This is a genomic window from Sphingobium sp. TomTYG75 (assembly GCF_054771635.1).
In genome coordinates, this window is sequence record NZ_BSRE01000001.1 from 1,020,376 (window position 1) to 1,046,380 (window position 26,005).

The window sequence follows — 26,005 nt, forward strand, 5'->3', positions numbered from 1 at the left end:
GTTAAGGCGCTGTTTCCATCTTCACATCGGTTGTGAAGCCACCCGCCTTGTCGAGCCGGTGCGTCACTTCCGAAATCAGCCATGTGGCCGCGTCGATCTCATCCTTATAGCCGCTGACCTTCACGCGCGCTTCGGGGATGGCATCGGCGCGGCCCAGCGCCAGCTTCATGTCAAAGGTGGCCGGTGCCCGCTTTAGCCGGTCCCGCTCCGCTATCGCGGCGCGCTTCGCCGACGCCTCATCAGGATAGACCTTGCGCAGCTTCTTGGCCCCATCGGCCTTGCCCACGGTGAAGGTCTGCCGCTTCGCCCCCTTCTTGTCGTGCCAGCTGGCCGTCACGCCTTCCTGACCGTCCCGCTTCTGCCGCTGCCAGTTGTGACGATCGCCATCGGTGCGGCGAATCGTGAGGGTCGGCAGCGCCTTGCCGCTGGTCGTGGTGCCCGCGCCCTTTCGCGCGAAGATCAGATGCTTGTCCTTGATCGTCGCCACCGCGTCATTCTCGCGGCCAAGGCGGCGCAGGAAGGCGATGTCGCTTTCCCGGCTCTGACTGATCGAAGGCAGCGCGATCGAGGAAAGGTCCGATGCGACTTTCAGCGTCAGGCCGTTCCTGCCCGCGACGTCTTTCAGCACCGCGCCCAGCGTCGTGTTCTTCCAGCTCTGCTCGCGCCGGTTGCGGATCTTGCTGGTGAAGTCGGCGGCGCGGGCCTTGATCGTGATCTGATCGGGCGGGCCGCTGTGCGACACGTCGTCCACCTTGAAACTGCCCTTATCGATCAGGCCGGTGGTAACGTCCGCACCCTGTTTCCAGCCCAGCTGCACCTTCAGCACCGCGCCTTCCTTCGGGATCCCCAGCATGCCGTCCGTGTCGTTGAGCACAATATCCAGCTGGTCGGCTTCATCGCCGCGCTTTTCCGACAGGGAAAGGGATACGAGGCGCGGGCGCAGCCGGTCCGACAGATCCTTACCGTCGAGCGTAACGCGCCAGTCCGCGATATTGTTGATCTTTTCGCTCATGTCGACGCCTGGGCATTATTTGCCGCCGCCGGATCATCCACGCGCAGCAGATCTATGCCGAAATCGATCCGGCGCGCGCGGCCATCGGACATGAGGAAGGCATGGCGCTCATCCAGCGCGGTGATGACGAAATTGCCATAGACCGTGCCGCTGCCATCAACCAAGGGCAGCGCCTCGCCGTCGTCCGCCATACTGCGCAGGTCATCGAGCGAGACGCGCCCGTCCGCGATCTCGGCATAGACTGCCCCCGAAAGGCTGATCGTCTCATCGCCGACGCCGGTGAACTGCGTCGCGTCCCGCGCGCCGACGCGCTGGGACCGGGCATGTTGCCAGTCCGTTTTTCGCTGCATTTCATCATAGGCCAGCGTTCCGATCTCGAACAGGAACATGCCCAGCGCCATCAAATGCATGTCGTGCCCTCCTTAATCATCACCGAAGCCGCGTCCGCGCCGCTCGCGCTCAATCCTCTCGATCGCTTCGCGGACCTGATCAGCGATGTCCTGCCCCTCCGCGCCGCCCGTCACGGTGACTTGAATGGTGTAGTGGTTCTGCACGGCAGCGGCGGCGGGGCTGCTGCCGGGCTGCTGAGCCGCAGCAGGAGACGCGACGGCCATCGCCGCCCCAGCGGTGCCCACGCCTATCGCACTCGCCATCTGCCCCGACAGGTCCATGATGCGCGGAATCACAGGGCTTGCGGAAAAGCCCTTCGTCATGCGGTCCGACAGTTCGGCAATTCGATCGAGTGGACCGCCAGTGTTGCTGGCGATGCCCTGATCCAGCCCGGCCATGACGAAGCCGCCCAGCCCGGCGAAGACGCGGGAGGGCGAATGGATGCCCAGCTTCGACTTGAACCAGTTGGCGACGGAACTGGCCGCACCGACGATAGTGGATTTCAGCGCGCCTAGCATCCCCACGACGCCGTTAATCAGCCCTTGGATCAAATTGCGGCCGATCTCGGTAAAATTCAGCGACCGGAGATAGGCGAGTGCGGGCATGAAGGCGCGGATGAGCAATCCGAGCGGGTGAAAGGTCAGGAAGGCATTGATCAGGAAGTCGATCGCCCCGCTGACCATGGTTTTGATGCCTTCCCACAGGCCGCCGAACCACGCCGAGATCGCGCCCCAATTATCGTAGATCAGAAAGGCTGCAGCGGCGACCGCCGCGATGGCCGCGACGATCAGCAGCAATGGCCCGAGCGCGATGCCCAGCGGCGCGGCGGCGGCGGTCAAGGCGGCGAAAGCCAGCGCGAGGCCACCGAGCAGGATCAGCAGCGCAGCCCCCGCGCCCATGAAGATCATGATGCCCTTCGCCAGCAGCGGATGCTCCTTTGCCCATCCACGCACCGCGACAGCCGCTTTCGAAACGTAGCCCGACACCTTGACGATGGTGGGCAGCAGGAACTGGCCCATGGTGATGTTGAGCGCCGACAGGGCGTTGCCCGCCAAGCCGGTCGCGCCTTCTGTTGTGGCGATGGCCGACAGGAATTCCTTGTTCATGGAGCCTGCATATTTGCTCCTGTCGCCTACCAGCGCGAAATTCGTTTTCAGCTGGTCGAGGCTGGTCAGCATCGGCGCGATGGCGGCGACGCTTTCCGAACCGAATAGTTCGGTCAGCATCCCGGCCTGCGCCTCTTTCGGCAGCTTCTGGATACGCTCAAGGACGTTGGTGATCGCGCCCCCGGCATCCTTCTGCATGTCTTTCGACATTTGCACCGCATCCAGTCCCAGCGCCTTGAACGCGCCCTGCTGCGATTTCGTGGCCGATGTGCCCTTGGTCAGCGCCAGCATCATGTTCTTGATGCCGGTCGCGCCGATTTCCGATTCCACGCCGACGCTGGACAGGACTTGGCTCATGGACGCGATCTGGGCGGCAGCGAGGCCGCCGACCTTGCCCAACGGGCCGATGCGCGTCACCATGTCGGTCACAGCCCCGACATTGCCGCCGAAGCTGTTGGTCAGGGCGTTGATCTGGTCAGCCAGCGCCACGACGCCATCCTGCGGCAAGCCGAACGCGGTGCGCCATTTCGCCATGGTATTGCCCGCATCTTCGGCGGTGCTGTCGAACGCCACGCCCATTTTCGCCGCATCTTCGGCGAAGCGCATCAGTTCCTCGCGCGGGACATTGGCGCGGCCAGCTGCGGCGACGATCTGGGCGATGCCTTCGGCGGCCATCGGGATCCGCGTGCTCATCTCCAATATGTCGTTGGACATCTTGTTGAACGCTTCGGGCGTGGGGAAATCGACCACCTTGCGGACGTCGGCCATGGCGCTCTCCAGCGTCATCGCCTGTTTGGTCGCCATGACGATCGGCGCACCGGCGGCGGTGCCAGCGGCGACCATGCCGAGGCCCATGCCCGTCGCCTTTTGGCTGACCTCATTCAGTTTTTCGGAGTTGCGACTGGCCTGGGCGACCTTCTCCAGCTGCGCCGTCTGTTGCTTGAGGGCGCGGTTCGCCTCGGCGGTCCGATTGGCGAGACGATCCTCATGCCCGGCCAGATCCATGACATCGACACCGGCGGCGGACAGCTTGGCCGACAGCTGCTGCAGTTCCGCGCCGCCCTGATCGAGCCGCGCTGCCAGCTGCGCGGACTGCTTTTCCGCCCGCTCGAATTCCATGCGCAGCTTCTTCGTCGGCTTTTCCGTCGCCTCCAGCTGGGCGCGCAGGTGCGCCAGCTTCGCCTGCTGTTCCTGATATTGGCGCGTGTCGTTGGCGAAGCGCGATTCCGCGGACTTGTAGCTGCCGACCTGCTTTTGCAGGGCACCAAGGGCCTTCAGTTCATCCTGCGTCTTCGCGAGATCGCGGCGCGCGGCGGACGATGCGCCAGTGATAGATTTCAGGGGCGATGTGACCTTGTCCAGCGCCTCAAGGATGATCTGCAGCCGAAGGTTCTTGTCCGCCATTATCGCTTTCCGGGCTTTTCAGGGGGTTTCGATCGACGGGCGGCCTGTTCGCGCCAGCCCATCAGTTCGGACAGGTCCATGCTGTCCATGACGGCGGGCGACCAATGGAAGATGATCGCCACGTCCGCCATCGCGTCATCTACTGATCGAGGACAGCCGCACGCTGCGACTTCTGCAGCAAAAAACCGCCGATCTCCGCGCCGCAGGCGAGCAGGTCCGCCGGTTCCATATTGCCGACTTCCGCTTCGGTCAGCGGGGGCACAGTGATGCGCGGCAGTATCTTGGTGAGGCTGTCCACCTTCAGCTGCCCCAGATCGACCAGCGAAAGGCCGCGCAGTTCGCCGGAACGGGGCTTGCGCAGCTGCACTTCCTCAATGGTGGTTTCGCCGCGCATGATCGGCGTGTCGAGCGTGACGGTGCGGAAAACGGGGGCGTTGGGTTCGCTCATGATACTCTCCAGATTTCAGGGAAGGACGGCCCGACGGCGCGCGCCGGGCCGCAGGAATCAGAACATGCCAGCAGAGGCGCGCAGTTCGGCGGTGCGGTCCACGCCGCCCACGATCTCGACCATGTTGATGGGGTCGATCTCGATTTCCGTCCGCCCGTTCCAGACCAGCTTGTAATAGGCCAGCGCCATGGTGGCGGCGAACTCGCCCACTTCGCCCATTTCCTGATCGCCCATCTCGATCTCGGAATAGCGACCGCGCACGATGACCTCGATCGTGTCGATCGCGCTGCTGTCGTCCTGCTGATAGGATCCGGCGAAGCGCAGATAGACGCCGTCCACGGTGGACGTGCCCCACTGGCGCAGGACGTCACGAACCGGGCCGCCGAATGTCGCCGACAGTTCCATGGCCTCCATGCCCATGTCGATCTGCACTTCGCCGCTCATTCCGCCGCCGCGATAACTTTCCAGCTTGCGGGCGAGCTTCGGGAGGGTGACGGTCTTGACCTCGCCGCCATAGGCGAAGCCTTCGTTATAGAAATTCATGTTCTTGAGGATGCGGGGCAATCCCATCGCTGGCTCCTATGATTGAAGGGATGAAGGGGGCGGGATCAGACCGTCTCGGCCAGCTGGCTCGCGAAGTCGGCGAAGTAGCTGTCCGTGATGCGCTGGTTGAAGCCCAGATCTTCCAGCGGCGGCGGCACGGTGTAATCATAGTCGATGCGCAGCTTGCCCGCCTTCAGGCTGGCGGTGCTGTTGTTCGCCTCATTGAACCAGCAGTTGAATCCGAGGACGATGCCCTGCGCTTTCAGCTGACGGCCAAGGCCGTTGATCGTTTCGATGATATCCTTCGCCAGCCCCGGGGTCAGGGGCTTGTCGATGGCCCAGAGCATGCCGCTGATAATCGTATCGATCAGCAGCTGCGCGACGCGCGTCGTGCTTTCGAAGACGAACTGGCTTTCCGCCTCCGCCGTCGTGCGGTTGCCCCAGAAGCGATAACCGGTGTCCGTGCGAACCAACGCCGTGATTTCCTTGGCGTTGAGCAGCCCGGCTTCGCTCGCCATGTCCTCAATGTCCCAATGGATATCCTTGGTCAGCCCAACGACGCCCTGCACCGGGACGTTCGACAGGGTCTTGTGCGGTCCCGTCTGGGTGTCGATCAGGGCGCGCAGCCCCATGGCGCGGGCGGCGGCATAGCTGGTGACGTTAGCGCTGGTGGCCGTGTCCCAGGCGAGGAAGTCGGGCATCAGCAGCATGAGTTCGCGTGCGCTGAAATTGGCGCGGTAGAGGATCGCGCTGGCGACCGTTTCCCCGATTGCGCGGGCATAGGCGAAGCCGCGCAGCTTCTGCGCCACCACCGCCAGCGCCGTGGTAACCGCCTGCGTTTCGAGGCCGGGAGTACCGAGGATCTTCGGTTTGACGCCCAGCTGCGCCTGCGCGGCCAGCAGCGCCTGCATGCCGGTCTTCTGGCCGTTGGCATCCGTGGTGCCGATGACGTTGCTGGCGGTCTCGGCAGCATCTGCGCCTTCCTCGACGCGAACGACAACCACGACGGGGCGGGTCTGATCGGCAATGGCGCGCAGGGCGTTCGCCAGCGTGCCGTCCACGCCCGCATCGCCGATTGCAGCCTCAATGTCCGTGATCAGCGCGGGACGGTCGAGCGGGAAGACAGCAGCGTCTGCGTCGGATGCGGTTGCAACCAAGCCGATGATGGCGGTGGAGACGGTGGTCAGCGTGCGAGCGCCGGTGTCGATCTCGGTAACGGTGATACCATGTTTGAAGGGCATGACAGGCTCCTTGGGCTAAAGAGAGAGGGGCAGGACGAGGCGAGTGCGGGCGTTCGCGGTGGCGGTGTCGGTTCGTTCCGCGTCGATGATGATGGTGGCTGCTCCGGGGCGCTGCCCGGCGGCGAGGCTGACCCGGCGCAGGCGTAGCCGGTCTTCGTTGCGCGAGATCGCCACCGCCGACGCCGCATAGACCCGCAGGATGTTCGCCGGGGTCATGGGCTGGTCGATCAGTTCCGGCAGCAGCGAGCCATATTCCCGGCGGCCCGCGCGCGTGCCGACAGGCGTCGATAGGATGTCCGTCACCGACTGCTTGATGTGGTCGAGGCCATCCAGCGCCGCGCCGGTGGTGCGTGCCATGCCCGCCATCAGACCGGCGCTCCGGTCTGGGCACCGCCCGCCTGCACGCCGCCATGCTTATGGCTCTTGAGGCTCTTACCGCCGCCCACGACGTCTTCCGTCGCGGTCGCGGTGCCGCTGATCGTCACATCGCCATTGATTGCGACATTACCGTTGATGGTGACATCCGTGGCGTCGATGGCGGCGGTGCTGCCCGCAGGCAGGCTGATGGCGAGGGCATGGGTGGCGTGGTTGTAATTGATCGACGCGCCATCGGGAAAATCCATCTGGACGACGTCGGGGTCATTGGAAGGCGGCGGATTGGCATCGGAATAAAGGCCCAGAATGACCAGACCATTTTCCAGATCGCCTTCCGGGGCCAGCACGACGCACTGTTCGTTAACGGAGGGCGGCGACCAGTAACGCATTCCGCCCGCGCGCATGGCGACCCACGGCAGTTCGCCGGTGGTCAGGTCGCCCAGCGTAACTGTGCAGGTGGCGTTGGCATAATCGACCGACGCGATGACGCCATATTGGATCGCCTCGCCGACCTGCTGTTCGGAATCTTGGGTGTTCGCCATGCGCGGACCATGGCGCGCGCGCTCCATCCTTTCGCGCCCCTGCATTTGGACAGAAAGCTATCCAAATGCAGGGCGTTGCCGATCAGCCTCCTTTAGCTGGGGCGTGGCGGGGATGGGTGGGAAGCGGACTGACGGCTGTTGAACTGCAGGTGATGGATTCGAGACTGGCGGCTTACGAAAGTGTGGAAGGGCGACCGAGACTGCTACAACGGAGGAAGCGACGATTCCTCAACGCACTGCTCACCTTTATGGCTGGTCCTAATGACCGAGTAGGCTCGTTTGGATTCGAGCGGATGTAATTGCTGTTTATCGTCTGGGTCGAATGTTCGAAAATCGAAGCTACAATGCACTTGGGGATGGAACCAACCCTGCTTGGTGCAAGACTCATTGCTGACGACCTTGAGTTCCGGTGTCGGTTCGATCAGGATGCACAGACCACCATTAACGCATTCGCAGGTCGGACCGAGAACCGCATACGGACCTTGTGGTGCCTCTGAGCAAGACGCCAGAAATAGGCCCGCACTGAAAATTGCCACCCTCATTCGATGCGCCTTAGCACGGATGCATTGTCGATCAATGACCGGTGTAGGAACGTTATTATCGGCGTCCAAACGGCAACGAATGGTCGTTAGCGGAAAGACCGTGATGCCCCTGCATCGCAAGATGCAGGGGCAAAAGCTCAGGCATCGTTCGCGGGCAGCGGGAAGTTGCTGATCAGCACCTCGCCCGCCTTGGTCGGTTTGCCGCCGACGCTGTAGGTCGTGTCGATGGCGGCGATGGTGAAGCGGGCAAAGGTCTCGCGCACGCCTTCGTTGTCGTTCAGCGACATCAGGAACCGCCCCTTGATCCCGGCCAGCTGGTCAGCAAGGGCGGCGAAGTCGGCACGGCTGAAAACATCGGCTCCATAATCGCGCTCGCACGCCCAATAGGGCGGATCGAGATAGAACAGCGCGCCGTCCCGGTCATAGCGGCGGATGAAATCGGCATAAGGCAGACGCTCGATCACGACGGATTGCAGCCGCTCATGAACTTCGGCCAGCATCGGCTCGATCTTGCCGACGTCAAAGCGCGCCGGGGAGGCTGCATCGACGCCGAAGCCCCGGCCCCGCACCTTGCCACCGAAGGCGAGACGCTGGACGTAGAGGAAGCGCACCGCACGCTGCAGGTCGGTCAGCCGGTCAGGATCCTGCCCCAGCAGCCGCTCGAACTCGGCGCGGCTCGCCACGCGGAATCGCAGCATGTCGATCACATAGGGATAATGCTCGGCGAGGCAGCGGAACAGCGTCACGACGTCGCCGGAAATGTCGTTGATAGCCTCTGCGCGCGGGCGGCGCGAACGGCGCAGGAAGATGCCGCCCATGCCGACGAACGGTTCGGCATAGCTGCTGTGCGGCGTGGCGTCGATAATGGCGCATATCCGCCGGGAAAGATTTCGCTTTCCACCGATGTAACCGGCGACAGGCGAAACGGGACGAACGAGAACAAAAGGGGTAGACATGTTGGAGATCCTGCACGATGTCCCTCCATGGCTCGGCCACGGAGGGAACTCGAAAGGGGCAGGCGCGCTGCCCTGAGAGTGCGAGTGCAGGCTCGCGGCTTTGAGGATGTGGGGACATCCAAAGCCCCCTCCGTAAAGGGGGAACGGCGGCGTTCATAGCCACCGCCGGGCATTATTCGGCTGCTGGTTCAGCGTCGCCGGGCAAAGCCGGTTCGGGCTGCGGCATGGTGATGACGCCAAGCCCGATCTTGTGCGCGACGCCAAGCGCCACTTCCGCAACGCGAGCTTTGGTAGCGGCGCGGTCGTAACTGCCGTCCTCCTTGAGCACGGCGTTGACGGCGCGCTTATGGACGATATCCCCGCTGGTGAAGGCGACAGGGACAGTGCGGGTGGCAGCGTCGAACGCTCCGATTTTCGTGGTCAGTTCGGTCATGATCAAATCCTTCCAAAGTCAGCGGCCGATGGCCCGCCATGTGAAGCCCGCACCCGAATTGCCGGACGATCCCGCCTGATAATATGCTGCGAACTGTGAGAGGGATGCGGGTGTGGGGGCAAGCTGAACCCACATGTCGTTAGCGCTGTTGCCCTGACCGACCAATGTCACCTGAACGCTGATCGATGCGAGATCGGTGAAGGGAATTGGGAAATTGCGGGTGATCGGGCCTTCACCCTGCGATTGCGTCACTTTCCCCCATTGCTCGATGACGCCGTTGGGGCGCTTTTCCCAATAGCCATTCGCATTGCTGCCGAAATCGAAGGGTCTGTTTAGCAGATTGTTCCAGTCCCGGATGCTGTCCATGTGCCAGCCATCGACTGTGTCCGCGTCGAGTCCAGAACCGGAGCCGTCATTGCCGGAATGCCATAATGTGTAGGCGACCGCACCCGCGCTCCATCCGCCGACCTTCCAGATATTGTCGGTGTCCAGGCCGAAATAGGAGGCAAATGCGCCGGGGCGATGGAACGTCATAATTGCGGCGCCGACGCCGTTGCCGCGCACCTCAATCTCGCCTACACCGCCGGGGGCGGCAGCCACGCCGCTATTTCCACTCACACCGCTCGCAAAGACGATCCGGCCCGTCGCAGTGTCACCGCCACGATTGAGCGGCGTATAGCCAAGCCGTGCGACGATATTCGTGTAATAGCTGCCATCCAGTCCATCGAGCAGGTCTGCGTCAAAGCCCGATCCAGAACCATCCACGGTGAGCAGCTTCGCCTTGACGTCGGCAGCGGTATAGGCGGTGGAATTGAGCGGCGAGTAGCCAAGGCGCGCCGCAATATCGGTGTAATAGCTACCCTGCTGGCCGTCCAGAAGGTCGGCATCCAAGCCTGATCCTGCGCCGTCATTGGATGCGCGCCAGACATCGGCAATATGGCCGTCAAAGACGACATTGCCCATATCCGTCGCGTCGATCTGTACCTTTACGCGCGCGCCCGACCAGCCAATATAAACGACGTTACCCAGCTGCCCCGAGCCGCCACCCTGGCGCACCGGCGTAAAGCCGAGCCGGGCCGGAATGTTGGTGAAATAGGCGCTGTCCTGGCCGTCGAGAAGATCAGCATCGAGCCCGGACCCAGCGCCGTCGTTCGACGGTCCCCACGGGACATAGCCCAAGCGCGCGGGGATGTTCCCATAATAGGCGCCATGCTGACCATCAAGCAAATCGGCGTCGAGGCCATTGCCAGCGCCTTCGTCTTTCAGGGCCGCGCTTTTCAGTTCCAGCGACAATCGCATCGCCCCGGCGCTAACCGCAGTGAGCAGCCCTTTGACGAAAGCGGAAGGCGCGCCATCGCCAAAGCGGTTGTTGAGCCAGCTGGTGACTGCGGTCTTAAGGCCCTTGGGCGTAACGGCGCGCTGGGTATCCACGCCGGTTGTGGCCTCGTCTTCGGTCGAGAGTTCGACCACGCCCTGCGTCTCTATAGTGGCGGGCGGATTGAGGAAATTGGCGTCGCCGAAGGTGATGTCCGTCGCGTCGATATCCTCGAACCGGACGTCGATGCCGAGCAGCATCATAGCCTGCGCCGATTTCTCGATCAGGACAGCAGCCTGCCCATAGATGCCGAACAGCGTTCCATCGTTTAGATAGAGGGCGATACTGCGAACGGTGAAGACTTCGGTGCTTTCGTCGCGCACAATGACATGGATGGTGTCATCGTCCACCACATCGCCCGACAGGGTCGCGAGCCGCTTAAATTCTCCGGGAAGAGCGACGTCAGTGGCAAGGGGCGTGAGCGCGGTGGCCGATAGTCCGACCTGCGCGATAGTGACGGGCGCTGTACCGGTATTCGCGGCATTCACTATCGCGGCGCGGCCCGCATTCGTGACGATCAGTGTAAGGGCCATGTTTCCTCCGGTCAGGCCGCCGGTGCCGTGCAGGACAGGCGGGCGTAGATGGTCGGGCGAACCGCTGCGATCAGGCCGACATCGGCCTTGGCGGTGATGCCTTGGGTGAAGGTGAAGTGGCTGCGCACCGGCTTTGCGCGGCTGACCTCGGCGATGACCTGATCGACAAAGGCCGCCGACGCGGGCGCGCCGTTCTGGTCAAGGTTGAGGACGAGACTGAAGGTGTGCGGGTCCGCCTTCGGCTCCTGCTGCCACCATTCCCGGATGGCGACCGATCCCCCGAAACTCTCCACGACAGCGCGCACGGACGCGGCGGTGCCCTTCTGACGTGCGATAGGGATGGCCTTGCGGACACGGGCGCGCTTGATCGCCTCGGTCCAATCGGAAGACCAGTTGTCGAGGGACAAGCCCCATGCGAGCCACGGCAGCAGTTCGATCGGGCAATCGTTGGGCGACCAGACGGCGCGCACGGGCGTCGGGAAATCGAGCAGACCGGCGGCAACCTGCTCCAGCGCCTTTTCAAGCGCGGTTGAGGCGGGTGGCAGAATGGACGGGTAGATCATTCGCCCGTGCCCGCGTAATTGACCGTGATCCCGGTGCAGTGCGGTGCCTGGACGCGCGAAACGACGATGTCGGCAGCAGGCGAGGTCAGGGCGACATTCTGCACGCCCTCGACATGGAGGGCGGCGAACAAGCCTGATCGGGTAATATCGCGGCCAAGCCGGTGGCTCGCTGCGACATAGGCGGCAAGACTTGCCTGTGCGGTCGCAAGCACAACGCTGCCATCAGGGCCGCTGAAGGTGGTAAGCGTCGCAACGACCGAATATTCGATGATCTCGGCGGACTGCACCGTGACGAAATCGGTCAGCGGGCGGCGCGTCTCATCCGACACGAAGGCATCGACGGCCGCGAGCAGTTCGGGTGAGGCTTCGCCCGATCCGGTGCGCGAAAGCACCGATACCAGCACTTCTCCCGGCGCAGGGCTGATCGCGCTTGCGTCCAGCACGTCTTCGTCGGCGGACAGAGCGTGAAAGACATAGGCCCCCTCTGGCCCGGCTACGGAATAGCCTTCGGGCGCAAGCACCATGCGGCGGCGGAAATCCGCATCGCTCTCCATGACCGCCGGGATCCCCAGCACTTCGTCCGCCGGAACGAGGGTGAAGCGGGTGATACCGAACAGGGCAGCGATGTTGTCGAGGTCAGCGCCAACGGCATAGGCGGGCATGACCGCGCGCACCGCGTCATTCACGCGCTGGCGGTGCAGCTGGACGAGATAGGCGAAGGTTTGCAGCAGCTTGGTAACAGGGTCGCTGTCACGGTTTTCAAAGTCCGGCATGAGTACCTGCATCCGCGCGACCGCAGCGGCGAGGATTGTCTCGAAATCCAGCGGTTCAATAATGTCCGGCGCTTTCAGGCGCGACAAATCGACGGCGGTGAAGGTTGCATCGGCCATGGCCGCCATGTCGGGGCAGGCGATGGGGGTGCGCTATGCCCCTGTATTTGGACAGTCCGCTATCCAAATACAGCGCGGGCCGTCAGGCTTCGGCGATATGGGTATAGAGTAGATCAAGCAGCTGCTCGCGATCGGCGGCGGTCGCGCCGAGCAGTTCGCGCTTCGGATAGGGCACGGCCTGCGCCCGAAGGGAAGGCTTGTCCCGCAGGCCATATTGGTGGACGCCCGCGATCTGCGACACCTTGCCGGAAAAGCCGACCCAGAAGCCATTGTCGTCCGCGCCGGTGCGCAGGAATCGGCCGCTCGCAAGCCGCCGGAACATAGCGCGGCGACGCAGGCCGCCCCGGCGGCGCAGGCTGCTACCGCCCGCGTTGCGATGTTCCTCCGGGACCGGGAGCCATTTGACGACCTTGTCGAACTCGAATGAGCGGATCCCGCCTGCCTCAATATCGAAGCCGGTCATCATGCGGCCCGTCGTCCAGGCGAAAGATTTCATGATGACCTTGCGCGGCTCGCCGCCGCCGCCGGAAGGATAGAGGAAGCATGTCGCGCCCCGGCCTGACACTGGCGGGGCCTTTTCCTTGCGCGCCTCGAATTTCGAACCGTCAGGCTGACGCTGGGCGGCGATGCGCTCGCGCTGGCTCTGGGCCAAGGTGCGGGCCATGCGGCGCATGAGGGTGCGCCGCTGGCCGGACGACAGGCTGCGGATCAGCGACCCGGCAATGCGCTCGATCTCGGCAAGATCCTGGCTCATGCGTCGGGCGGAATCGCCGGGGTCAAATCAGCGTCGGGATCGGTGGTCTCAACCAGCAGTTCGGTATTGCCGAAGCCCTGCAGGAAGGAAGCTGCTACGCCATCGAAAGCGTCGGCGAAGTTCGGTTCCGCCGGATGCTGGACGTCATAGCCGCTTCCATCGCCGCGCGGGATGACAAGAACGCTCTCGGTCAGGTCGATCGAGATCAGGATGTCAGACGCTTCGCTGTCGAGCAGTTCGGCTTCGAAGGTGAAGGGCTGGGCATCCGACCGGCGCATCAGCTGGGGCTGCTCCTTTTCGATCCATGCCAGCATCGGCACCATGATCTTGTCCGCGTCCCCCGCGAAATCCCAGATCCCGACCTTAAGCGTATAGCCATAGGCGAAGGACAGCGTGGCGGACTGCCGCGTGCTGATCTGCCCGCCCTCGACATAGATCTGCAGGCGATCGGGATGGGTTTTCAGATCCGGCAGGAAGGCGGTGAGCCATTGCCGCAGGCTGTCGGCCTTGCGCATCGTCAGTCGGCCTGCTGCAGCGCCATGCGGGCCTGCCTCTGGAGTTCGATATAGCTGGCGCGGATCTGGCCCGCGACGTCATAGAGGCTGGTCAGGCTTCCATGACATTGCGCGCCGTTCATCTCGCCGGTTTCAGTCCGCTGCACCTTGGGCAATGGGGCGGGTGTCGCCAGCAATGCCCCAGATATCCTCGCTGTTGGCCGTGGCGGCTGCGCGGTCGAGCAGGCCGACACCATCAGCATCAACGCAGAGGTTGCGATAAACCGGGCGCTCAATGACCTTCTGGCTTTCATGGTAGATTTCCCTGACACTGCCCTGCCGGGCAAATTCATTCGCCTGTGCGGCTTCGGATGAAGCGTCCAGCTGCCCCTGCAGCTTTTTGGTTTTGGCGTCCGCCGCGTCGTCGGCGCGCTTCTGCGCCGCCTGCTCCTGCGCCACGCCGACGCTTGTGCCGTAGAAGAAGCCGCCGATGCCTGCGGTGCAGGCGGCGAGCGCGGCGGCCATGGCGAGGTGCGATTTCCCGATCATGCCAGCAGCCCCTTGAAATAGGACCGGCGGGAATAGGTCAGCACATCCTTGCGCAGTCGCCCTTCGCGATAGCTGACGTGGATCCAGCCACTGTTGGGCTGGCCGCGCGTGTAGTTTTCAAGGATCAGCTGGTCGAAGGTCATGTGATCGCGGATGAAGGTGGCAACCGTCACATTATCGACGCCGCTGATCTCGAAATCGGCGGCCTCGCCCTGCGCGTGCTGGCTGCTGGACGATGATCCCACCGCCAAGCACAGCTTGATCGAGCGGAAGCCCGACGTGACGCGGACAGGCTTGCCGAAGTGCGCGCGCAGCGGCTCCAGCACCTTGGCGCAGAGCAGCTGCATCGCCGCGATCTGGCGCGCGCCGGGGACGTTGGCGATGCCCTGAGCCGTCGCGGTCGCGGACGCGGTGAATTCGGCCAGGCTAAAGTTGGGGGACAGCTGCATGGGTCAGTCCTTGTTGGGCAGAAAGCGGTCAGCGAGGCGGCCTGGCACGCTGGTCAGCGTGTCGATCGCGGCCTTGGCGATGCGCGGGGTGGCGTCAAAGGCGAGCAGGGCGATGGCGAAGGCGATCGACTGCGCGGCGAAGTGATTCCAGCCAGTGACGGCGATGATGGCGATGGTCGCGTAATAGCTGACCGTCGATCCAACCACCCACTGGAGGAAGCGCTGGCGGAACGGCAGAGCAGGCTTCCAAGCCTGCGCCACGGCGGAACCGATCAGCGAAGGCGTGAGGGAGCCGATCAATTCGATGACGGATTCCAGAAAGTGGCGCAGGTCCATGGATCAATCCCAAAGCTGAATGAGGGGAAGCGCGCGCGTTGCGCTGGCGTCGGCGGTTGCGGGCACGATGACGATGGTGCCGAGCGGAAGGATGGGGCCAAGATCGGCCAGCCCCGGATTGGCGTCGCAGACGCGGGAAATCTCGGCAGGACCAAGCCCGGCATCGCGCCACAGCAGCAGGTCCAGCTTGTCCCCTGACCGGGCAACAAGGCGCTGCTCCGACGCCATCAGATGAGGTCCACCACGGTGCGGGTCTGGCCCAGCATGTCGCGCACCGCGTGCATCGCATCACGGCGCAAGCTGCCGATCGCCGAGGCCGCGTCATTGCCTTCCGCGCCGCCTGCTGCCGTGGTGTCGAAATCGGGATGCCGCTCGATCAATTCGGCCTTGGCATAGAGCGCCACCGCGCGTTGATAGCGGAACAGCTGCACGCTCGCGCCGTCCAGCTGGGGCGCGGGCACGGCGGCAAGCGTGGCGTGCCCGGCGGCGATGGAATCCGCGGCGAATTGCTGCAGGTCGATTCCTGCCGTCAGGATCGCGCCGATGATCGCCGCGCGCAGGCGCGCGGGCGTGATGCTGGTCGGGATCCTCGCAGCATCGCGGACTGCCGCCGGATCGATGTCGGGGAAGAAGCCGTCGTTGATGACGGCAGTTTCCTCTTGGGGCGGCTGCTCGATCTCGGACGCGGGGGGGCGGGCGACGAACGTCATGCCATTCCCAACCGGGCGATGAACGCCATGCTGGCGAAGACGACGAAGGCCCAGCCCGCAGCCGCGCCCACGTCGAGGATCAGGAAGAGCGGCAGCACGATCCGGTAGGCCGGGGACATGCGGATGCGATCAGGCAGATAGGGCGCGATCAGCTGGGGCTTGCGGACGACGCACCAGATCCGCTCGAAACAGAAAATCGCCGACAGCACGGCGCAGACGGCGAAAACGGCAATCAGCGCCAGATTGAAAAAGGGCATGATGTCCTCCGATTTCGGCCCACCGGCTTACAGGGGTGAGGATCGGGGCAGAGTGCGGCCCTACGGCTCGAAAGCCTCCCGCATCGCGCGATCCGCCCCTGAGCGCCGGGGGCGAGCCTGTCAGGCGGCAGCGCCGCCCTGTTCGTTGTTCGGTGTCTGCGCGGCGGTGATGGCCGCCAGCAGCTTGTTCGCCCGCTTGATCTTGTCCTTGACGCCGATGCGATCATGCAGGCGCTGGGCTTCATTAAGGCTCGCCAGAGCGGCATCCAGCGCGGGCCTGCCTTCATCCGCTGGCAAATCTTCGGCGGCGGTCAGCTGGGCGGTGCCGGTGGCCTTGAACAGCTTGGCGCGGACCTGATCGTGAATGTCGCAGGAGGCGGTCAGTTCGGCCACGCGATCCAGTATTTCCAGCGGGAAATCAGCGCCTGCGCCCTGCGCCTTGTTCGCGGCGTCTGCAATTTCCTCAATGGCGATCGTCGCCGCATCGCGCTGATAGCGGTTCGGCATGGCGACCTTGTGCTTGAGCATGAACGGCAAGAGATCGAGCGCCTCGCCATACGCGCCGACGTCGATCAGCCAGACCATGACGGTCGGAACGACTTCGGCAGCAAGGCCGGTGCCGACGCCCGCATCAGCGCCCACGGTGCCCGCGACCCAATCACGATATTCCGGCAGCATTTCGCGCTTCGCCGCGATCTTGAGGTCGATGCCCCGAATTTTCTTGAGGCGGCGCAGGTCATGGGTGAGCCGCAGCACGATCTGCGCGGCGGCGCGTTCAGCCAGAGAGGCATTGCCCGCCCCTGCCGCCGGGAGAGTTGCGGCGGCAGGGGCGATGCCCCCTCCATCAGCAGGTGCAGCCGCTGCGCTTACGATCTGGGCAGCGAGGATGCGATCACGGTTGCGACGAGCAAGGCTCATTTGCGTGTCCTGTCAGATGGAGGGGATAGCGTTAGGACCGCGCCGATCAGGCGGGCTTCGGTCCCATGACGATGTTTTCGACTAGGGCGCACTTGCCGTAATCTTCGACCACGAAAGCCTCATTGACGCTCTCGTAATTGGCGATCTGAGTCAGTTCCGGTTCGTCCTTGACGTAGCGGCGGCGCGATTCTTCCTGCTCGTAGATCGCAAGATTTTTGTAGCTGGTGATGAGCAGGGTCGCGGTCGGGAAGTCGGGCACGCGCTCGGCATAATAGCCGCCGACCTGATTGGCACCGCGCAGGATGATGTCGCGCGCCAGCTGCTCGGTCGGGGTGTTGCCCGCCTTGTTGACGATCGGCATCTGTTTGTCGTGGACCAGATCGCGACCGATCATGACGACAAGGTCATCCGCTTCCTGATGCCACTCATCGAGCAGGCCAGCGGCGGCGTCCTTCACCAGCGCGTCGAGATTGACATAGTCACGCTTCGTGGCGTCATCGGTGTCGGCCACATAGATCGCCTTGCCAGCGGCGGTCAGTGCGCCGTCATCCAGCACGCGCTCCGGTGCATACTGGCGGATCTTGTGCAGCCAGCCCTTGTTGACGTCCTGCAGGCGCGGATTGGCGACCAGATCGGTGGTGGCGGCGACCGATGTGCCGTGGAACCCGATCGTGATGCGGTCCAATGCCTGACGCTGCACGATGACGTCACGAACCAGCGTCTGGAATTCGGGCTTATGGCGCCATGCGTCGAGGCGTTCCCAGCTGATCGCGTGATCGTAGAAGGTCTGCTCGCAACGATAGTTGCCGCCGTCGCTGGTGTCGGTCGGATCGGTGGGTGCCCGTCGCGTGCCGCCGCGCGTGTTGACACGGCCAGCGAGCGGGCGCGTTACGCCCACGCCGACCTTCTGGCCTTCCTGATTGGGCACCGTTTCAAACGAAATCTTCTGGAGGAAGGCGCTGGACTGCTGGATGAGCTGGCTCAGCGTCTGCTGGACGGTCGGGGCGACCGAAAAGCTTTCGGTGGCGAGTTCGACGCCATTGAGGCGAGCGATCTGGCCCAGATAGGCGTTGAACGCGAGACGAGTTTCACGACGCATGTGGGGTTTACTCCAAGGTGTTGAGGCGGGCGGCGGCGAGGATCAGCAGTTGGTCTGGATCGCGTTGGAACCGCCGGTCGCGGGGGCGCGCGAAAAGCCGGTCTGCTCGGTCGATTCCAGCTTGGTGACGAGGGCGGCGAAATCGCCCTGGAGTTTGGCGACGGCGTCGTTCGCGGGCTTGACCGCAGCAACCATCTGTTCGCCCAGCCCAGCGCAGAACGCCGCCACGTCAAAGCTGTTGTCATTGGCAGGCTTGGGCGTTTCCGGTTCCTGCCCCTTCGCTTTTTCGCTGCCGGACGTGAATTTGGCGGCGAGGCTGGCGAAGCCTGCGGCGATGGCGGACGCGATGCCGGTCCCGTCCACCGGCGCTTCCTCCAAGTCGATTTCCACCGCTTCAAAGGCTTCGGAAAACAGATTGTTGGGCGAGGATTTCCGGGCATCGAACATCGGCTTGAGCGCCGAAAAATTGAACGCTTCGGTGCCGAGGGAGGCGGGATTGTCGGTCAGGGCGAGGCCGACCAGCCCGACCTTGCCGGTGCCCGCGAAATCCGGCGAGATTTCAACCGACGGGAAGGGCTTCTGCCCCTTGGCGCGCATGGCGATCAGCTGCTCGTTGGGTTCGACCTGCGCATACAGAGCGCGGCGGCGAACGGTCTGGCCGTCAATGACCAGTTCGTCGGTCTGGGCCTTCACGGCGACGACATCGCCATAACCATTGAACGGCGGCTCCGGGCTGTAGCCCTTGATATGCTCGATGTTGATGCGCGGCGTGTAGGTTTCCGCGTTGAAGGTGGAGACGATGTCGTCAATCCACGACGCCTCGATCTTACGACCGTCGCTGGCGGTGAAGCCCTCTACGAAGACGCGGAAAAATTTGCTCTTTGCCATGGTCGGTTCCGGTTCCCTTGGTTGCTGGCGGCGCGGCTAGGCGTTGACGCGACCAGAAAAGGGGCTGTCGGGCGAGCAGGCTCAAGGCCCAGCATTTGGATAGGCCGCTGTCCAAATAGACGCCCATGATCAGGTGCTTGAGCGCGGGGCATGGTCCGCCCCGATGACCATGCAACCTCCCCAGCCCGGCGCGCCCTCTGCCATGTGGCAGTTCGATCCACGCCGTCATGCGCGCAGCCTCTACTGGCGCGGGTGGGGCGTCACGCAGATCGCGGAGGAATTCGCGCTGCACATCATCGTCAACGAGAAGGGCGGGCCGATCCCTCGCGCGACGATCGAGGCGTGGAAGCAACGCGACCGCTGGGATGATGCTCCCTCGATCCGCAAGATTGAGGACGGGCTGGAGATCCGGCTGCTGACCCTGATCGCCAAGGAAAAGAAAACCAGCGCGGATCTAGTCGAAATGGACGCGCTGGCCCGGCAGATCGAAACGCTGGCGAAGGTGCGCCGCTATGAGGCCCCCGGCGGCCACTCTGGTGATCTCAACGACAAGGTGGCGAACCGCAACGCGGGCGAGCGCAAGAAGGCGAAGAAGAACCATTTCACCGCCGAGCAGGCGGAAGAACTCAAGCGCGTCTTCCTCGACGGGCTCTACGATTATCAGCATCGCTGGTGGCAGGCGAAGGATCAGCGCACGCGCATGATCCTGAAATCGCGCCAGATCGGCGCGACCTACTATTTCGCGTTCGAGGCGCTGATCGACGCGATCGAGACGGGCCGCAACCAGATCTTCCTGTCGGCATCAAAAGCCCAGGCACACCAGTTCCGCTCCTACATCGTCAGCTTCGCCAAGCTGGTCGGCGTCGCCCTGACCGGCGATCCGATGCTGATCACGTCGGATCTTCGGCCAGCGGAGGAAGCAGCTGCGGAACTGCATTTCCTTGGCACGAACTTCCGTACCGCGCAGGGCCGCCACGGCAATTTCTACTTTGACGAATTCTTCTGGGTCCATTCGTTCGAGGAACTGAACAAGGTCGCCTCTGGCATGGCGACGCACAAGAAGTGGCGGAAAACCTACTTCTCCACGCCTTCCAGCGTCGCGCATCCGGCCTATCCCTATTGGACCGGCGACCGCCGCAACCGGCGGCGCAAGAAGGAAGATCAGATCAAGATCGACGTCAGCCATGATGCGCTGGCGATCGGCATGGCCGGGCCGGATCGGATCTGGCGGAACATCGTCAACATCCGCGACGCCGAGATGGGCGGGTGCGATCTGTTCGATATCGAAGAGCTTGAGGACGAATACGCGCCCGACGAATTCGCCAACCTCTTCATGTGCGATTTCGTGGACGACAGCCAGTCGGCCTTCCGCTTCAATGACATGATCGCCTGCGGGTGCGACAGCCTGATCGAATGGCAGGATTTCAACCCGGAGGCGGCGCGGCCCTACGGCAAGCGTTCGGTATGGGCGGGCTATGATCCGCAGGAAAGCGAGAATGGCGACAATGCCGCGCTGGTCATCGCCGCGCCGCCGCTGGTCGAAGGCGGGCAATTCAGGATCCTTGAGCGCCACCAGCTGCGCGGCCTCGATTTCGAACAGCAGGCGGAATTCATCAAGGCTGTCCTGAGCCGTTATACCTGCACCTATCTGGGCATCGACGCCAAGGGCGTGGGCGCGGGCGTCTATCAGCTGCTCGCCAAGCCGGGAGCGCTGCCGGGCTGCGCCGTCGCCAAGATCGAATATTCGCTCGAACTCAAGGCGCAGATGATCATGAAGGCGCAGAACGTCGTCCGCCGGGGCCGCCTCGCGTTCGACAGCGGCCTGCTCGATATCGTGTCCGCCTTCGTGTCGATCAAGAAAACGCTGACCACCAGCGGGCGGAACATCACCTTCAAGGCGGGGCGTGGCGGCAATGACGGCCACGCGGATCTGGCTTGGGCCACCATGCACATCCTCATGAACGAACCGCTCGACGGCAAGGAAGCGCCCAAGGGCACAATGGAGATCATCGAATGAGCAAGCGCGCACGCCGTATGAACCGCCGGGAATCGGTCGCAGCGTCTGAGGGCGCGATCGTCGCGGCCAGTGACAATCGGCGCGGCGCGGTCGAGGCGTTCACCTTCGGCGATCCTGAGCCGGTGCTGAGCCGGGCCACCATGCTCGACATGCTGGAATGCTGGCACAATCATCGCTGGTATGAGCCGCCCCTGTCGCTGGACGGGCTTGCCCGCGCCTTCCGCGCGTCGCCACACCATAGCAGCGCCATCATACTCAAGCGGAACCTGCTGGCGGCCAGCCTTGACCCGACGCGGTGGCTGTCCCGCAAAACCTTCGCCGGGATGGTGCAGGACTATCTGGTGATGGGGAACGCCTATGCGCAGGAGATCCGCAACCGCCTCGGCGGTGTCCTGCGCCTCGATCACTGTCTCGCAAAATATACGCGGCGCGGCGTAGAACCGGGCCGCTTCTGGTGGGTGCCGGGGCAGCGGACCGAAAGCGAGTTCGAGCCGGGCACGGTGCATCAGCTGCTCGCGCCCGACATCAATCAGGAAATCTATGGCCTGCCCGAGTATCTCTCTGCCCTGCAGTCCGCGCTGCTCAATGAAAACGCCACGCTATTCCGCCGCCGCTATTTCGAGAACGGGAGCCACGCGGGGTATATCCTATATGCGACAGGCGAGTTCGCGAACAACGATGTCGACGCCATGCGCGAGGCGCTGAAGCGGGCGAAGGGGCCGGGCAATTTCCGTAATATGTTCGTCCACTCGCCCAGCGGCAAAGAGAACGGCATCAAGATCATCCCCATCGCCGAAGTTGGGGCGAAGGACGAATTTCTGGGGATCAAGAACACGACGCGGGACGACGTGCTGGCCGCGCACCGCGTGCCGCCGCAGCTGCTCGGCATCATCCCGGCCAACGCGGGCGGCTTCGGCGATCCAGCGAAGGCGCTGGACAGCTTCTTCGAACTGGAGATCCAGCCCCTGCAGTCGGTCTTCCTCGAACTGAACGACCAGCTGGGCTTTGAAGCGGTGCGGTTTAGCGAGCGCCGTAAGAGCGACTAACTGATAGCTTTGGACGTCCGCGTATAACGATACCGACTCTTCATCGGGTCTGCGTCTACGTACGTCCGCTCGCAGGTGAGGAACCCGGCGTCACACAAGAATTGATAAAGATTTGCCTCCTGTATCGAGGTGGCAGGCGTCCTTGTGATAGGTCCAGCTGCAGCGGATTGGAGTATCGCGATATGGTCCGGCGAGAGTGGGCCATGTTCCAACATTGCAAATCTTTCGTCTAAGTGCGGTTTTAAAGCATTCTACCTCGAGCGGGCCGATATCATGCGGCTTCGTCTGTGTCGTCGCGAGCCGCCCGACGCCATTCGATGTCCGGCTGCAAGTCCATCGGCAGATCAACGTGCTGTTCCGCTGGGCGAAGGCTGTTCCAGTGGTCCATGTCAAATGTCAGCTGAACGCCATCGTCGACCATCTGCTCACGCCGCAACACACATGCTTTCTGAAAATGCTCCGGCTTAGTTTTCGGATCGTCGATGTCCACATAAGAAAATGTCATCTGACCGTCAGCTGCCGCCTTGGGGAATGCATGATAGCCCCGGTACGGTCGGCCAGTCTTGCGGTCCTTCCGAATGTCTTGACGCGCCGCATCCTTGAAGGTCTTCGCCAAGGCATCCACCGGGTCCACCGGCGGCGGGGGCTTCCACCCCATTTTGATGGCGAACTCTGCGACCGCACGCATGTCGATCTCCGCCTCGCCAGTCTGCTCCATCCAATAGCGGATGAATTTTTGCCGCTCGATAATCCTGGTCATGTTAATGCCTCAGTCGTCTACAGGATAAATATTGCCCCACCCGTCCACCGCCGCGCCGGAAATGACGTGCGTCCGAATGGGAGCTAAGTGTTGGCGAAATCGATCATAGCGCTGTGTTCGATGCTGTAGCTGGCCCGCTACCAATCCGGGATGAACTTTTAATGTGCGGGCAAAACCAATCATGTCGCGTTCGGAGAAAAATGGAGCTTTGCGTGCAATAAAGCCGTCCATTTGAGCAGATGGGATGCAGAAATTCGATGCCGCCTCATTAGCTACTCGTTCTTCCTCCGAAATAGTCTCTCCAGTTCCTGCGCGCGCGCCTTCTAATTCTGTGTCTAGGATCATTGCCAATTTACCATGACCTTGACGAACGTGTTCAAGCTCATGCCGGAGGACAAACCAAAAGTTGTCGATGCGGTCGTGCCGAAGCGAAAGACCGACAACTGGTGAGTTGTCATCTAACCAGAAACAAACGCCATCGATTTTGGCGCTAGGTAGAGATTCAACGATCACGAATCTGATGCCGCAATCGGCCAAGATGCGCGAAACTTTGCGAGCTTCTTCCGGTGCTTCGGTCAGCAGCTTGAGTGCCTTTATCGCTCGATCAAGTGCTTCGGGAGAATATTTGGGAACCAACATCTCGCTCGCTATCGTTTTTACACGGTAGAGCCATGCAAGCTGTGTCGGGGTTGGCTCCGATGCGACCATCGTCTTCTTTGCCGCATGTGGCAGTATTTCTATCTCATCGGGCTTAGCGACGCCGAAAAATTTGGTAAGGCCACGTTCCACAGCCGGGACATCGCGAATGTCATCAGCAGCGATCCATCCCCGCTTGATCATTTCTGAAATGGGCAGGCCTCCGAACAAATGGAGCCTGTTCTTTCGACCCGGATCCGGACGGTGCGCAAAGCGAGCTTTGGCGAGATCAAACTCACGCTGCAGCTCCAAGAACCGCTCCGCCGGGGCGTCCAGCACGTCTTCTAGAGACAACGCAATAGAAGCATTGATCGCCTGCTTGTCAGCGGTCCATCTGTTGACCGTTGACTCGTCAACTCCCAGCACGACGGCCAAGGTTCGCTTCGTCCAACCCCGAGCGGCCAGTAGCCCCTCTATGAGCTGCCCTGGCGTTTTATACTCTGGCGGGTTGGTTTCCATAGACATTCCCCTCTTAGTCGGGCGCTTGCGTAGCTGCAACACCTAACTTGCGCAAATCCGCAAGTTGACCATTCCGCTCGCTGGCAGGGATCGAAGCATGCGGGAACATTCTTGCCTGCGCCTTCACCCTTCCGCGCGCCTTGGGCATATTTCGGCCGCGATCGATCGCGGCGCGGCCAGCATCTGCGGGCGGAGGTCGGGGGAGGCATGCGGGTAACCCTGAAAACGCGCTTTTCCCCCCGCCTCGCCCGCGCGCTTTTCATGTCCCTTTTGATGCACCATCGACACCCCCCGGAAAGCGGCCTAGATCCTTGGTCGGTTGCCGATCCTGAGGCGGCCTGCGCTGATGCGTTTTGATGCACTCAGAGCGCCCTTATTCGGGCCGGTGCGACATTCCCGAAAAATGATGCTCGCTGCCGTTGAAAGCGGGAGGGGGTCGGGAAAAACGTAATCTAGCCAATCTGTCCCGATCATCCGCTAAGAAATGGCGGATTTCTGCGGTTCCCGGGGTTGGCCTTCCCCTATAATCTTCTGCAACCTCTCAGGGGGCGAAACTATAATCCCTTTGAAAATTAAGGACTTTTTTGGGCCAGAAAATCACTTCTAGAAGGTATAATCTGGTTATAGAAAGATTATAGGTAATGTTACTCGTAACCTGTTGAATTTGCACGGTGGTTATAGACATTACCTTTTTCCCGACCCCTCCCGGCTTACTAAAGGGCCCTGCCCCCCCTATATAGGGATAAGCCGTAGATCGTCGTAGCAACGCTGCTGCATCGACAGAAAAAGTATCTGTCCGCCTTTATGGTCTGATGTATGGTATGCAGCGCCGGTGCGGGGCGAGCGGTGAAGTGATTTCAGCTACTTAGATGGAAAGTTCGGTTTCCTCCCGCTCCGCCACCCAGTCTCAACATATTGGAAACGTTAGAGAATTTGCCGAAAAGCGGCGCAAATTCGCGCGCGTTCAGTTCGGTACTGCAGAGAGTCAGATGCGAGCCAAAGATACGCAATTCTGCGCCGCTTTCTCTGCTGCTACGCTGCTGGAACATCCCCGTCACTACCGAATGCATGCGTCCCCCTTCATCTCAGACATCTGTCGCCCAAGCGACGCTCCTAAAAAAATGGCACGTCCAAGGGGGGCCTTTTCTGCGATTTTCCTGATCATGTTATTGGATTTACATCATAATCCATAGAGCTCGTCGGCAAACGTGCCGTGACAATAACAGGTGAAAACAGGTGCTAATTTCTGGATCAAAGCATAAAAATGGCGGTGAAACAGGCAGATACCACCTGTTTCACCGCCATCCGAAATTCTGCCTTATCCCCTGGGTGAAACCCCATAAATCCGGGGGTTTTCAGACCCTCGTCACGAAATTGTTCTCTCAGCCAGCAAACCTGCTGCCCACCGCACCTGCCTGATGAAATCTTCGCACATCAGACGCCTGCGGCAGCGTGGAGAAGCCAGTTCGATCAGACGGGCTTCGAACAGACTGACGGTTCGGCGCCTGCCGTCAGGGCAGATCATCCTGACCCGCCTGTTCGCAAGATCGAGCACCTCACGATAGCGATCTTCGAGGCCGTCGGCAAACGCGGGCCGGACCACCGATCCCTCCCGAAAAGGTTCGCGCCCATCAGCTTCCCCAGCCCACGATTTCAAGGCAGCTTCTCCTGCGCGATGCGCTGGCTGCGCGACACGGTGGCCTCGGGCAGCTTCTCCAGCTTCTCTTCTTCCGGGGTGATCACCACGGCATTCTGCGCGATTCGGTTGTCCGCAAGGGCGTAGGTGCGCAGCTCGGCAGGATCGAGGTCATGGATCGGGATGACCGGCATGGCGGCCATGACCGGCGACGATCATCCCCTCGTCATTGACTATGATCGGATTGGTGAAGCCGAACTGGCGGATCGAGGAGGCGATCTGCTCGATCTGCTTCTCACTGTGTGTACGGGCATTGCGTTTCGCGGGCCGGACCGCCGCGAGCGGACGCAGTTCCACCTTGAGGAAACGGATCATTCCGTCCTCCCGGATATCAGCATTGTCATTCATGGGTATGCCACGCTCGAGTGGGTCGATTGGTTCAACCATCGCCGACTGCTGGAGCCCATCGGCAACATCCCGCCTGCCGAAGCCGAAGATCAATATTATGCTGCCGCAGACAACATCGGTAGGGCAGCGTGACTCACAACCCTATGCCTCCGGCAAACCCGGCGCGGTTCAAACCG

Annotated in this window: 32 protein-coding genes and 1 pseudogene; 3 read left to right on the forward strand and 30 right to left on the reverse strand. The window is 62.3% G+C overall.

Translation table 11 applies throughout. The annotated features are described in order from the left end of the window. Position 1 precedes the first annotated feature (1 nt). From ACYU81_RS05140 to ACYU81_RS05265, 26 genes are all read right to left on the reverse strand, one after another. Positions 2–1,012, reverse strand: coding sequence for a contractile injection system protein, VgrG/Pvc8 family (locus ACYU81_RS05140; protein ID WP_460986666.1), 1,011 nt, complete (start codon positions 1,010–1,012; stop codon positions 2–4). Then, positions 1,009–1,422 (reverse strand): phage tail protein, encoded by a 414-nt coding sequence (locus ACYU81_RS05145; RefSeq protein ID WP_460986668.1) that lies wholly within the window; start codon positions 1,420–1,422, stop codon positions 1,009–1,011. Before ACYU81_RS05145 ends, ACYU81_RS05140 begins: the two co-directional genes overlap by 4 nt. Positions 1,423–1,434: 12 nt before the next feature. Next, the gene (locus ACYU81_RS05150; RefSeq protein ID WP_460986670.1) at positions 1,435–3,912 is read right to left on the reverse strand and encodes a phage tail tape measure protein; all 2,478 of its coding nucleotides are present in this window, start codon (positions 3,910–3,912) and stop codon (positions 1,435–1,437) included. Beyond that, a complete protein-coding gene (locus ACYU81_RS05155; RefSeq protein ID WP_460986672.1) occupies positions 3,912–4,043 on the reverse strand; it encodes a GpE family phage tail protein in 132 nt (43 codons plus the stop codon). The genes ACYU81_RS05150 and ACYU81_RS05155 overlap by 1 nt, the downstream gene beginning before the upstream one ends. A gap of 8 nt (positions 4,044–4,051) precedes the next feature. Beyond that, complete coding sequence (locus tag ACYU81_RS05160; protein WP_460986674.1) at positions 4,052–4,360, reverse strand: phage tail assembly protein; 309 nt, start codon at positions 4,358–4,360, stop codon at positions 4,052–4,054. 57 nt (positions 4,361–4,417) lie between these two features. Further along, entirely contained in the window at positions 4,418–4,930 is a 513-nt protein-coding gene (locus ACYU81_RS05165; protein ID WP_460986676.1) for a phage major tail tube protein, read from the reverse strand. Between the two features lie 38 nt (positions 4,931–4,968). After that, on the reverse strand, positions 4,969–6,144 hold the full coding sequence (locus tag ACYU81_RS05170; protein ID WP_460986678.1) for a phage tail sheath subtilisin-like domain-containing protein: 1,176 nt from the start codon (positions 6,142–6,144) through the stop codon (positions 4,969–4,971). A 15-nt stretch (positions 6,145–6,159) separates the two neighbouring features. Further along, the gene (locus ACYU81_RS05175; RefSeq protein WP_460986680.1) at positions 6,160–6,510 is read right to left on the reverse strand and encodes a GPW/gp25 family protein; all 351 of its coding nucleotides are present in this window, start codon (positions 6,508–6,510) and stop codon (positions 6,160–6,162) included. After that, a complete protein-coding gene (locus ACYU81_RS05180) occupies positions 6,510–7,061 on the reverse strand; it encodes a phage baseplate assembly protein V (protein WP_460986682.1) in 552 nt (183 codons plus the stop codon). Before ACYU81_RS05180 ends, ACYU81_RS05175 begins: the two co-directional genes overlap by 1 nt. A gap of 679 nt (positions 7,062–7,740) precedes the next feature. Next, positions 7,741–8,559 carry a DNA adenine methylase gene (locus ACYU81_RS05185; RefSeq protein ID WP_460986683.1) on the reverse strand — a complete coding sequence of 273 codons (819 nt, stop codon included), beginning with the start codon at positions 8,557–8,559 and terminating at the stop codon, positions 7,741–7,743. Positions 8,560–8,731: 172 nt separating this feature from the next. Next, positions 8,732–8,992, reverse strand: coding sequence for a hypothetical protein (locus ACYU81_RS05190; protein ID WP_460986685.1), 261 nt, complete (start codon positions 8,990–8,992; stop codon positions 8,732–8,734). An 18-nt stretch (positions 8,993–9,010) separates the two neighbouring features. Then, on the reverse strand, positions 9,011–10,900 hold the full coding sequence (locus tag ACYU81_RS05195) for a gp53-like domain-containing protein (protein WP_460986687.1): 1,890 nt from the start codon (positions 10,898–10,900) through the stop codon (positions 9,011–9,013). A gap of 11 nt (positions 10,901–10,911) precedes the next feature. After that, positions 10,912–11,463: a phage tail protein I gene (locus tag ACYU81_RS05200; protein ID WP_460986689.1), complete on the reverse strand. Its 552-nt coding sequence runs from the start codon at positions 11,461–11,463 to the stop codon at positions 10,912–10,914. Further along, a complete protein-coding gene (locus ACYU81_RS05205) occupies positions 11,460–12,353 on the reverse strand; it encodes a baseplate assembly protein (protein WP_460986690.1) in 894 nt (297 codons plus the stop codon). Before ACYU81_RS05205 ends, ACYU81_RS05200 begins: the two co-directional genes overlap by 4 nt. A gap of 82 nt (positions 12,354–12,435) precedes the next feature. Then, on the reverse strand, positions 12,436–13,107 hold the full coding sequence (locus tag ACYU81_RS05210; protein WP_460986692.1) for a phage virion morphogenesis protein: 672 nt from the start codon (positions 13,105–13,107) through the stop codon (positions 12,436–12,438). After that, positions 13,104–13,622: a phage tail protein gene (locus ACYU81_RS05215; RefSeq protein WP_460986694.1), complete on the reverse strand. Its 519-nt coding sequence runs from the start codon at positions 13,620–13,622 to the stop codon at positions 13,104–13,106. Before ACYU81_RS05215 ends, ACYU81_RS05210 begins: the two co-directional genes overlap by 4 nt. 2 nt (positions 13,623–13,624) lie before the next feature. Beyond that, entirely contained in the window at positions 13,625–13,768 is a 144-nt protein-coding gene (locus tag ACYU81_RS05220; RefSeq protein WP_460986696.1) for a hypothetical protein, read from the reverse strand. Next, the gene (locus ACYU81_RS05225) at positions 13,755–14,150 is read right to left on the reverse strand and encodes a hypothetical protein (protein WP_460986698.1); all 396 of its coding nucleotides are present in this window, start codon (positions 14,148–14,150) and stop codon (positions 13,755–13,757) included. Before ACYU81_RS05225 ends, ACYU81_RS05220 begins: the two co-directional genes overlap by 14 nt. Beyond that, positions 14,147–14,599 carry a D-Ala-D-Ala carboxypeptidase family metallohydrolase gene (locus ACYU81_RS05230; RefSeq protein WP_460986700.1) on the reverse strand — a complete coding sequence of 151 codons (453 nt, stop codon included), beginning with the start codon at positions 14,597–14,599 and terminating at the stop codon, positions 14,147–14,149. The genes ACYU81_RS05225 and ACYU81_RS05230 overlap by 4 nt, the downstream gene beginning before the upstream one ends. A gap of 3 nt (positions 14,600–14,602) precedes the next feature. Further along, complete coding sequence (locus ACYU81_RS05235) at positions 14,603–14,935, reverse strand: hypothetical protein (RefSeq protein WP_460986702.1); 333 nt, start codon at positions 14,933–14,935, stop codon at positions 14,603–14,605. Between the two features lie 3 nt (positions 14,936–14,938). Next, the gene (locus ACYU81_RS05240; protein WP_460986706.1) at positions 14,939–15,163 is read right to left on the reverse strand and encodes a tail protein X; all 225 of its coding nucleotides are present in this window, start codon (positions 15,161–15,163) and stop codon (positions 14,939–14,941) included. Then, a complete protein-coding gene (locus tag ACYU81_RS05245) occupies positions 15,163–15,645 on the reverse strand; it encodes a head completion/stabilization protein (RefSeq protein ID WP_460986708.1) in 483 nt (160 codons plus the stop codon). The genes ACYU81_RS05240 and ACYU81_RS05245 overlap by 1 nt, the downstream gene beginning before the upstream one ends. Continuing rightward, the gene (locus ACYU81_RS05250; RefSeq protein ID WP_460986710.1) at positions 15,642–15,902 is read right to left on the reverse strand and encodes a hypothetical protein; all 261 of its coding nucleotides are present in this window, start codon (positions 15,900–15,902) and stop codon (positions 15,642–15,644) included. The genes ACYU81_RS05245 and ACYU81_RS05250 overlap by 4 nt, the downstream gene beginning before the upstream one ends. Positions 15,903–16,022: 120 nt before the next feature. Then, on the reverse strand, positions 16,023–16,820 hold the full coding sequence (gene gpM / locus ACYU81_RS05255; RefSeq protein WP_460986712.1) for a phage terminase small subunit: 798 nt from the start codon (positions 16,818–16,820) through the stop codon (positions 16,023–16,025). A gap of 46 nt (positions 16,821–16,866) precedes the next feature. Further along, positions 16,867–17,919, reverse strand: coding sequence for a phage major capsid protein, P2 family (locus ACYU81_RS05260; RefSeq protein WP_460986714.1), 1,053 nt, complete (start codon positions 17,917–17,919; stop codon positions 16,867–16,869). 42 nt (positions 17,920–17,961) lie between these two features. Continuing rightward, entirely contained in the window at positions 17,962–18,807 is an 846-nt protein-coding gene (locus ACYU81_RS05265; protein ID WP_460986716.1) for a GPO family capsid scaffolding protein, read from the reverse strand. Between the two features lie 163 nt (positions 18,808–18,970). Between ACYU81_RS05265 and ACYU81_RS05270 the strand changes: the two genes are divergently transcribed. Together ACYU81_RS05270 and ACYU81_RS05275 are read left to right on the forward strand one after the other, a co-directional pair. Further along, positions 18,971–20,824, forward strand: coding sequence for a terminase large subunit domain-containing protein (locus ACYU81_RS05270; RefSeq protein WP_460986718.1), 1,854 nt, complete (start codon positions 18,971–18,973; stop codon positions 20,822–20,824). Beyond that, on the forward strand, positions 20,821–21,870 hold the full coding sequence (locus ACYU81_RS05275; protein ID WP_460986720.1) for a phage portal protein: 1,050 nt from the start codon (positions 20,821–20,823) through the stop codon (positions 21,868–21,870). Before ACYU81_RS05270 ends, ACYU81_RS05275 begins: the two co-directional genes overlap by 4 nt. 271 nt (positions 21,871–22,141) lie before the next feature. Here the strand turns inward: ACYU81_RS05275 and ACYU81_RS05280 are convergent, their stop codons facing one another. The 4 genes from ACYU81_RS05280 to ACYU81_RS05295 all read right to left on the reverse strand — a co-directional run bounded on the left by ACYU81_RS05280 (position 22,142) and on the right by ACYU81_RS05295 (position 25,624). Further along, on the reverse strand, positions 22,142–22,630 hold the full coding sequence (locus ACYU81_RS05280; RefSeq protein ID WP_140042726.1) for a hypothetical protein: 489 nt from the start codon (positions 22,628–22,630) through the stop codon (positions 22,142–22,144). Positions 22,631–22,639: 9 nt separating this feature from the next. Further along, a complete protein-coding gene (locus tag ACYU81_RS05285; protein WP_460986722.1) occupies positions 22,640–23,785 on the reverse strand; it encodes a helix-turn-helix domain-containing protein in 1,146 nt (381 codons plus the stop codon). Positions 23,786–25,151: 1,366 nt separating this feature from the next. Further along, the gene (locus ACYU81_RS05290; protein ID WP_460986724.1) at positions 25,152–25,442 is read right to left on the reverse strand and encodes a hypothetical protein; all 291 of its coding nucleotides are present in this window, start codon (positions 25,440–25,442) and stop codon (positions 25,152–25,154) included. Next, positions 25,439–25,624, reverse strand: coding sequence for a hypothetical protein (locus tag ACYU81_RS05295; protein ID WP_460986726.1), 186 nt, complete (start codon positions 25,622–25,624; stop codon positions 25,439–25,441). Before ACYU81_RS05295 ends, ACYU81_RS05290 begins: the two co-directional genes overlap by 4 nt. A 208-nt stretch (positions 25,625–25,832) precedes the next feature. On the opposite strand from ACYU81_RS05295, the pseudogene ACYU81_RS05300 reads away from it, so the two are divergent. Next, positions 25,833–25,961, forward strand: a pseudogene (locus tag ACYU81_RS05300) (IS3 family transposase); the annotation flags it as partial. Positions 25,962–26,005 lie beyond the last annotated feature (44 nt).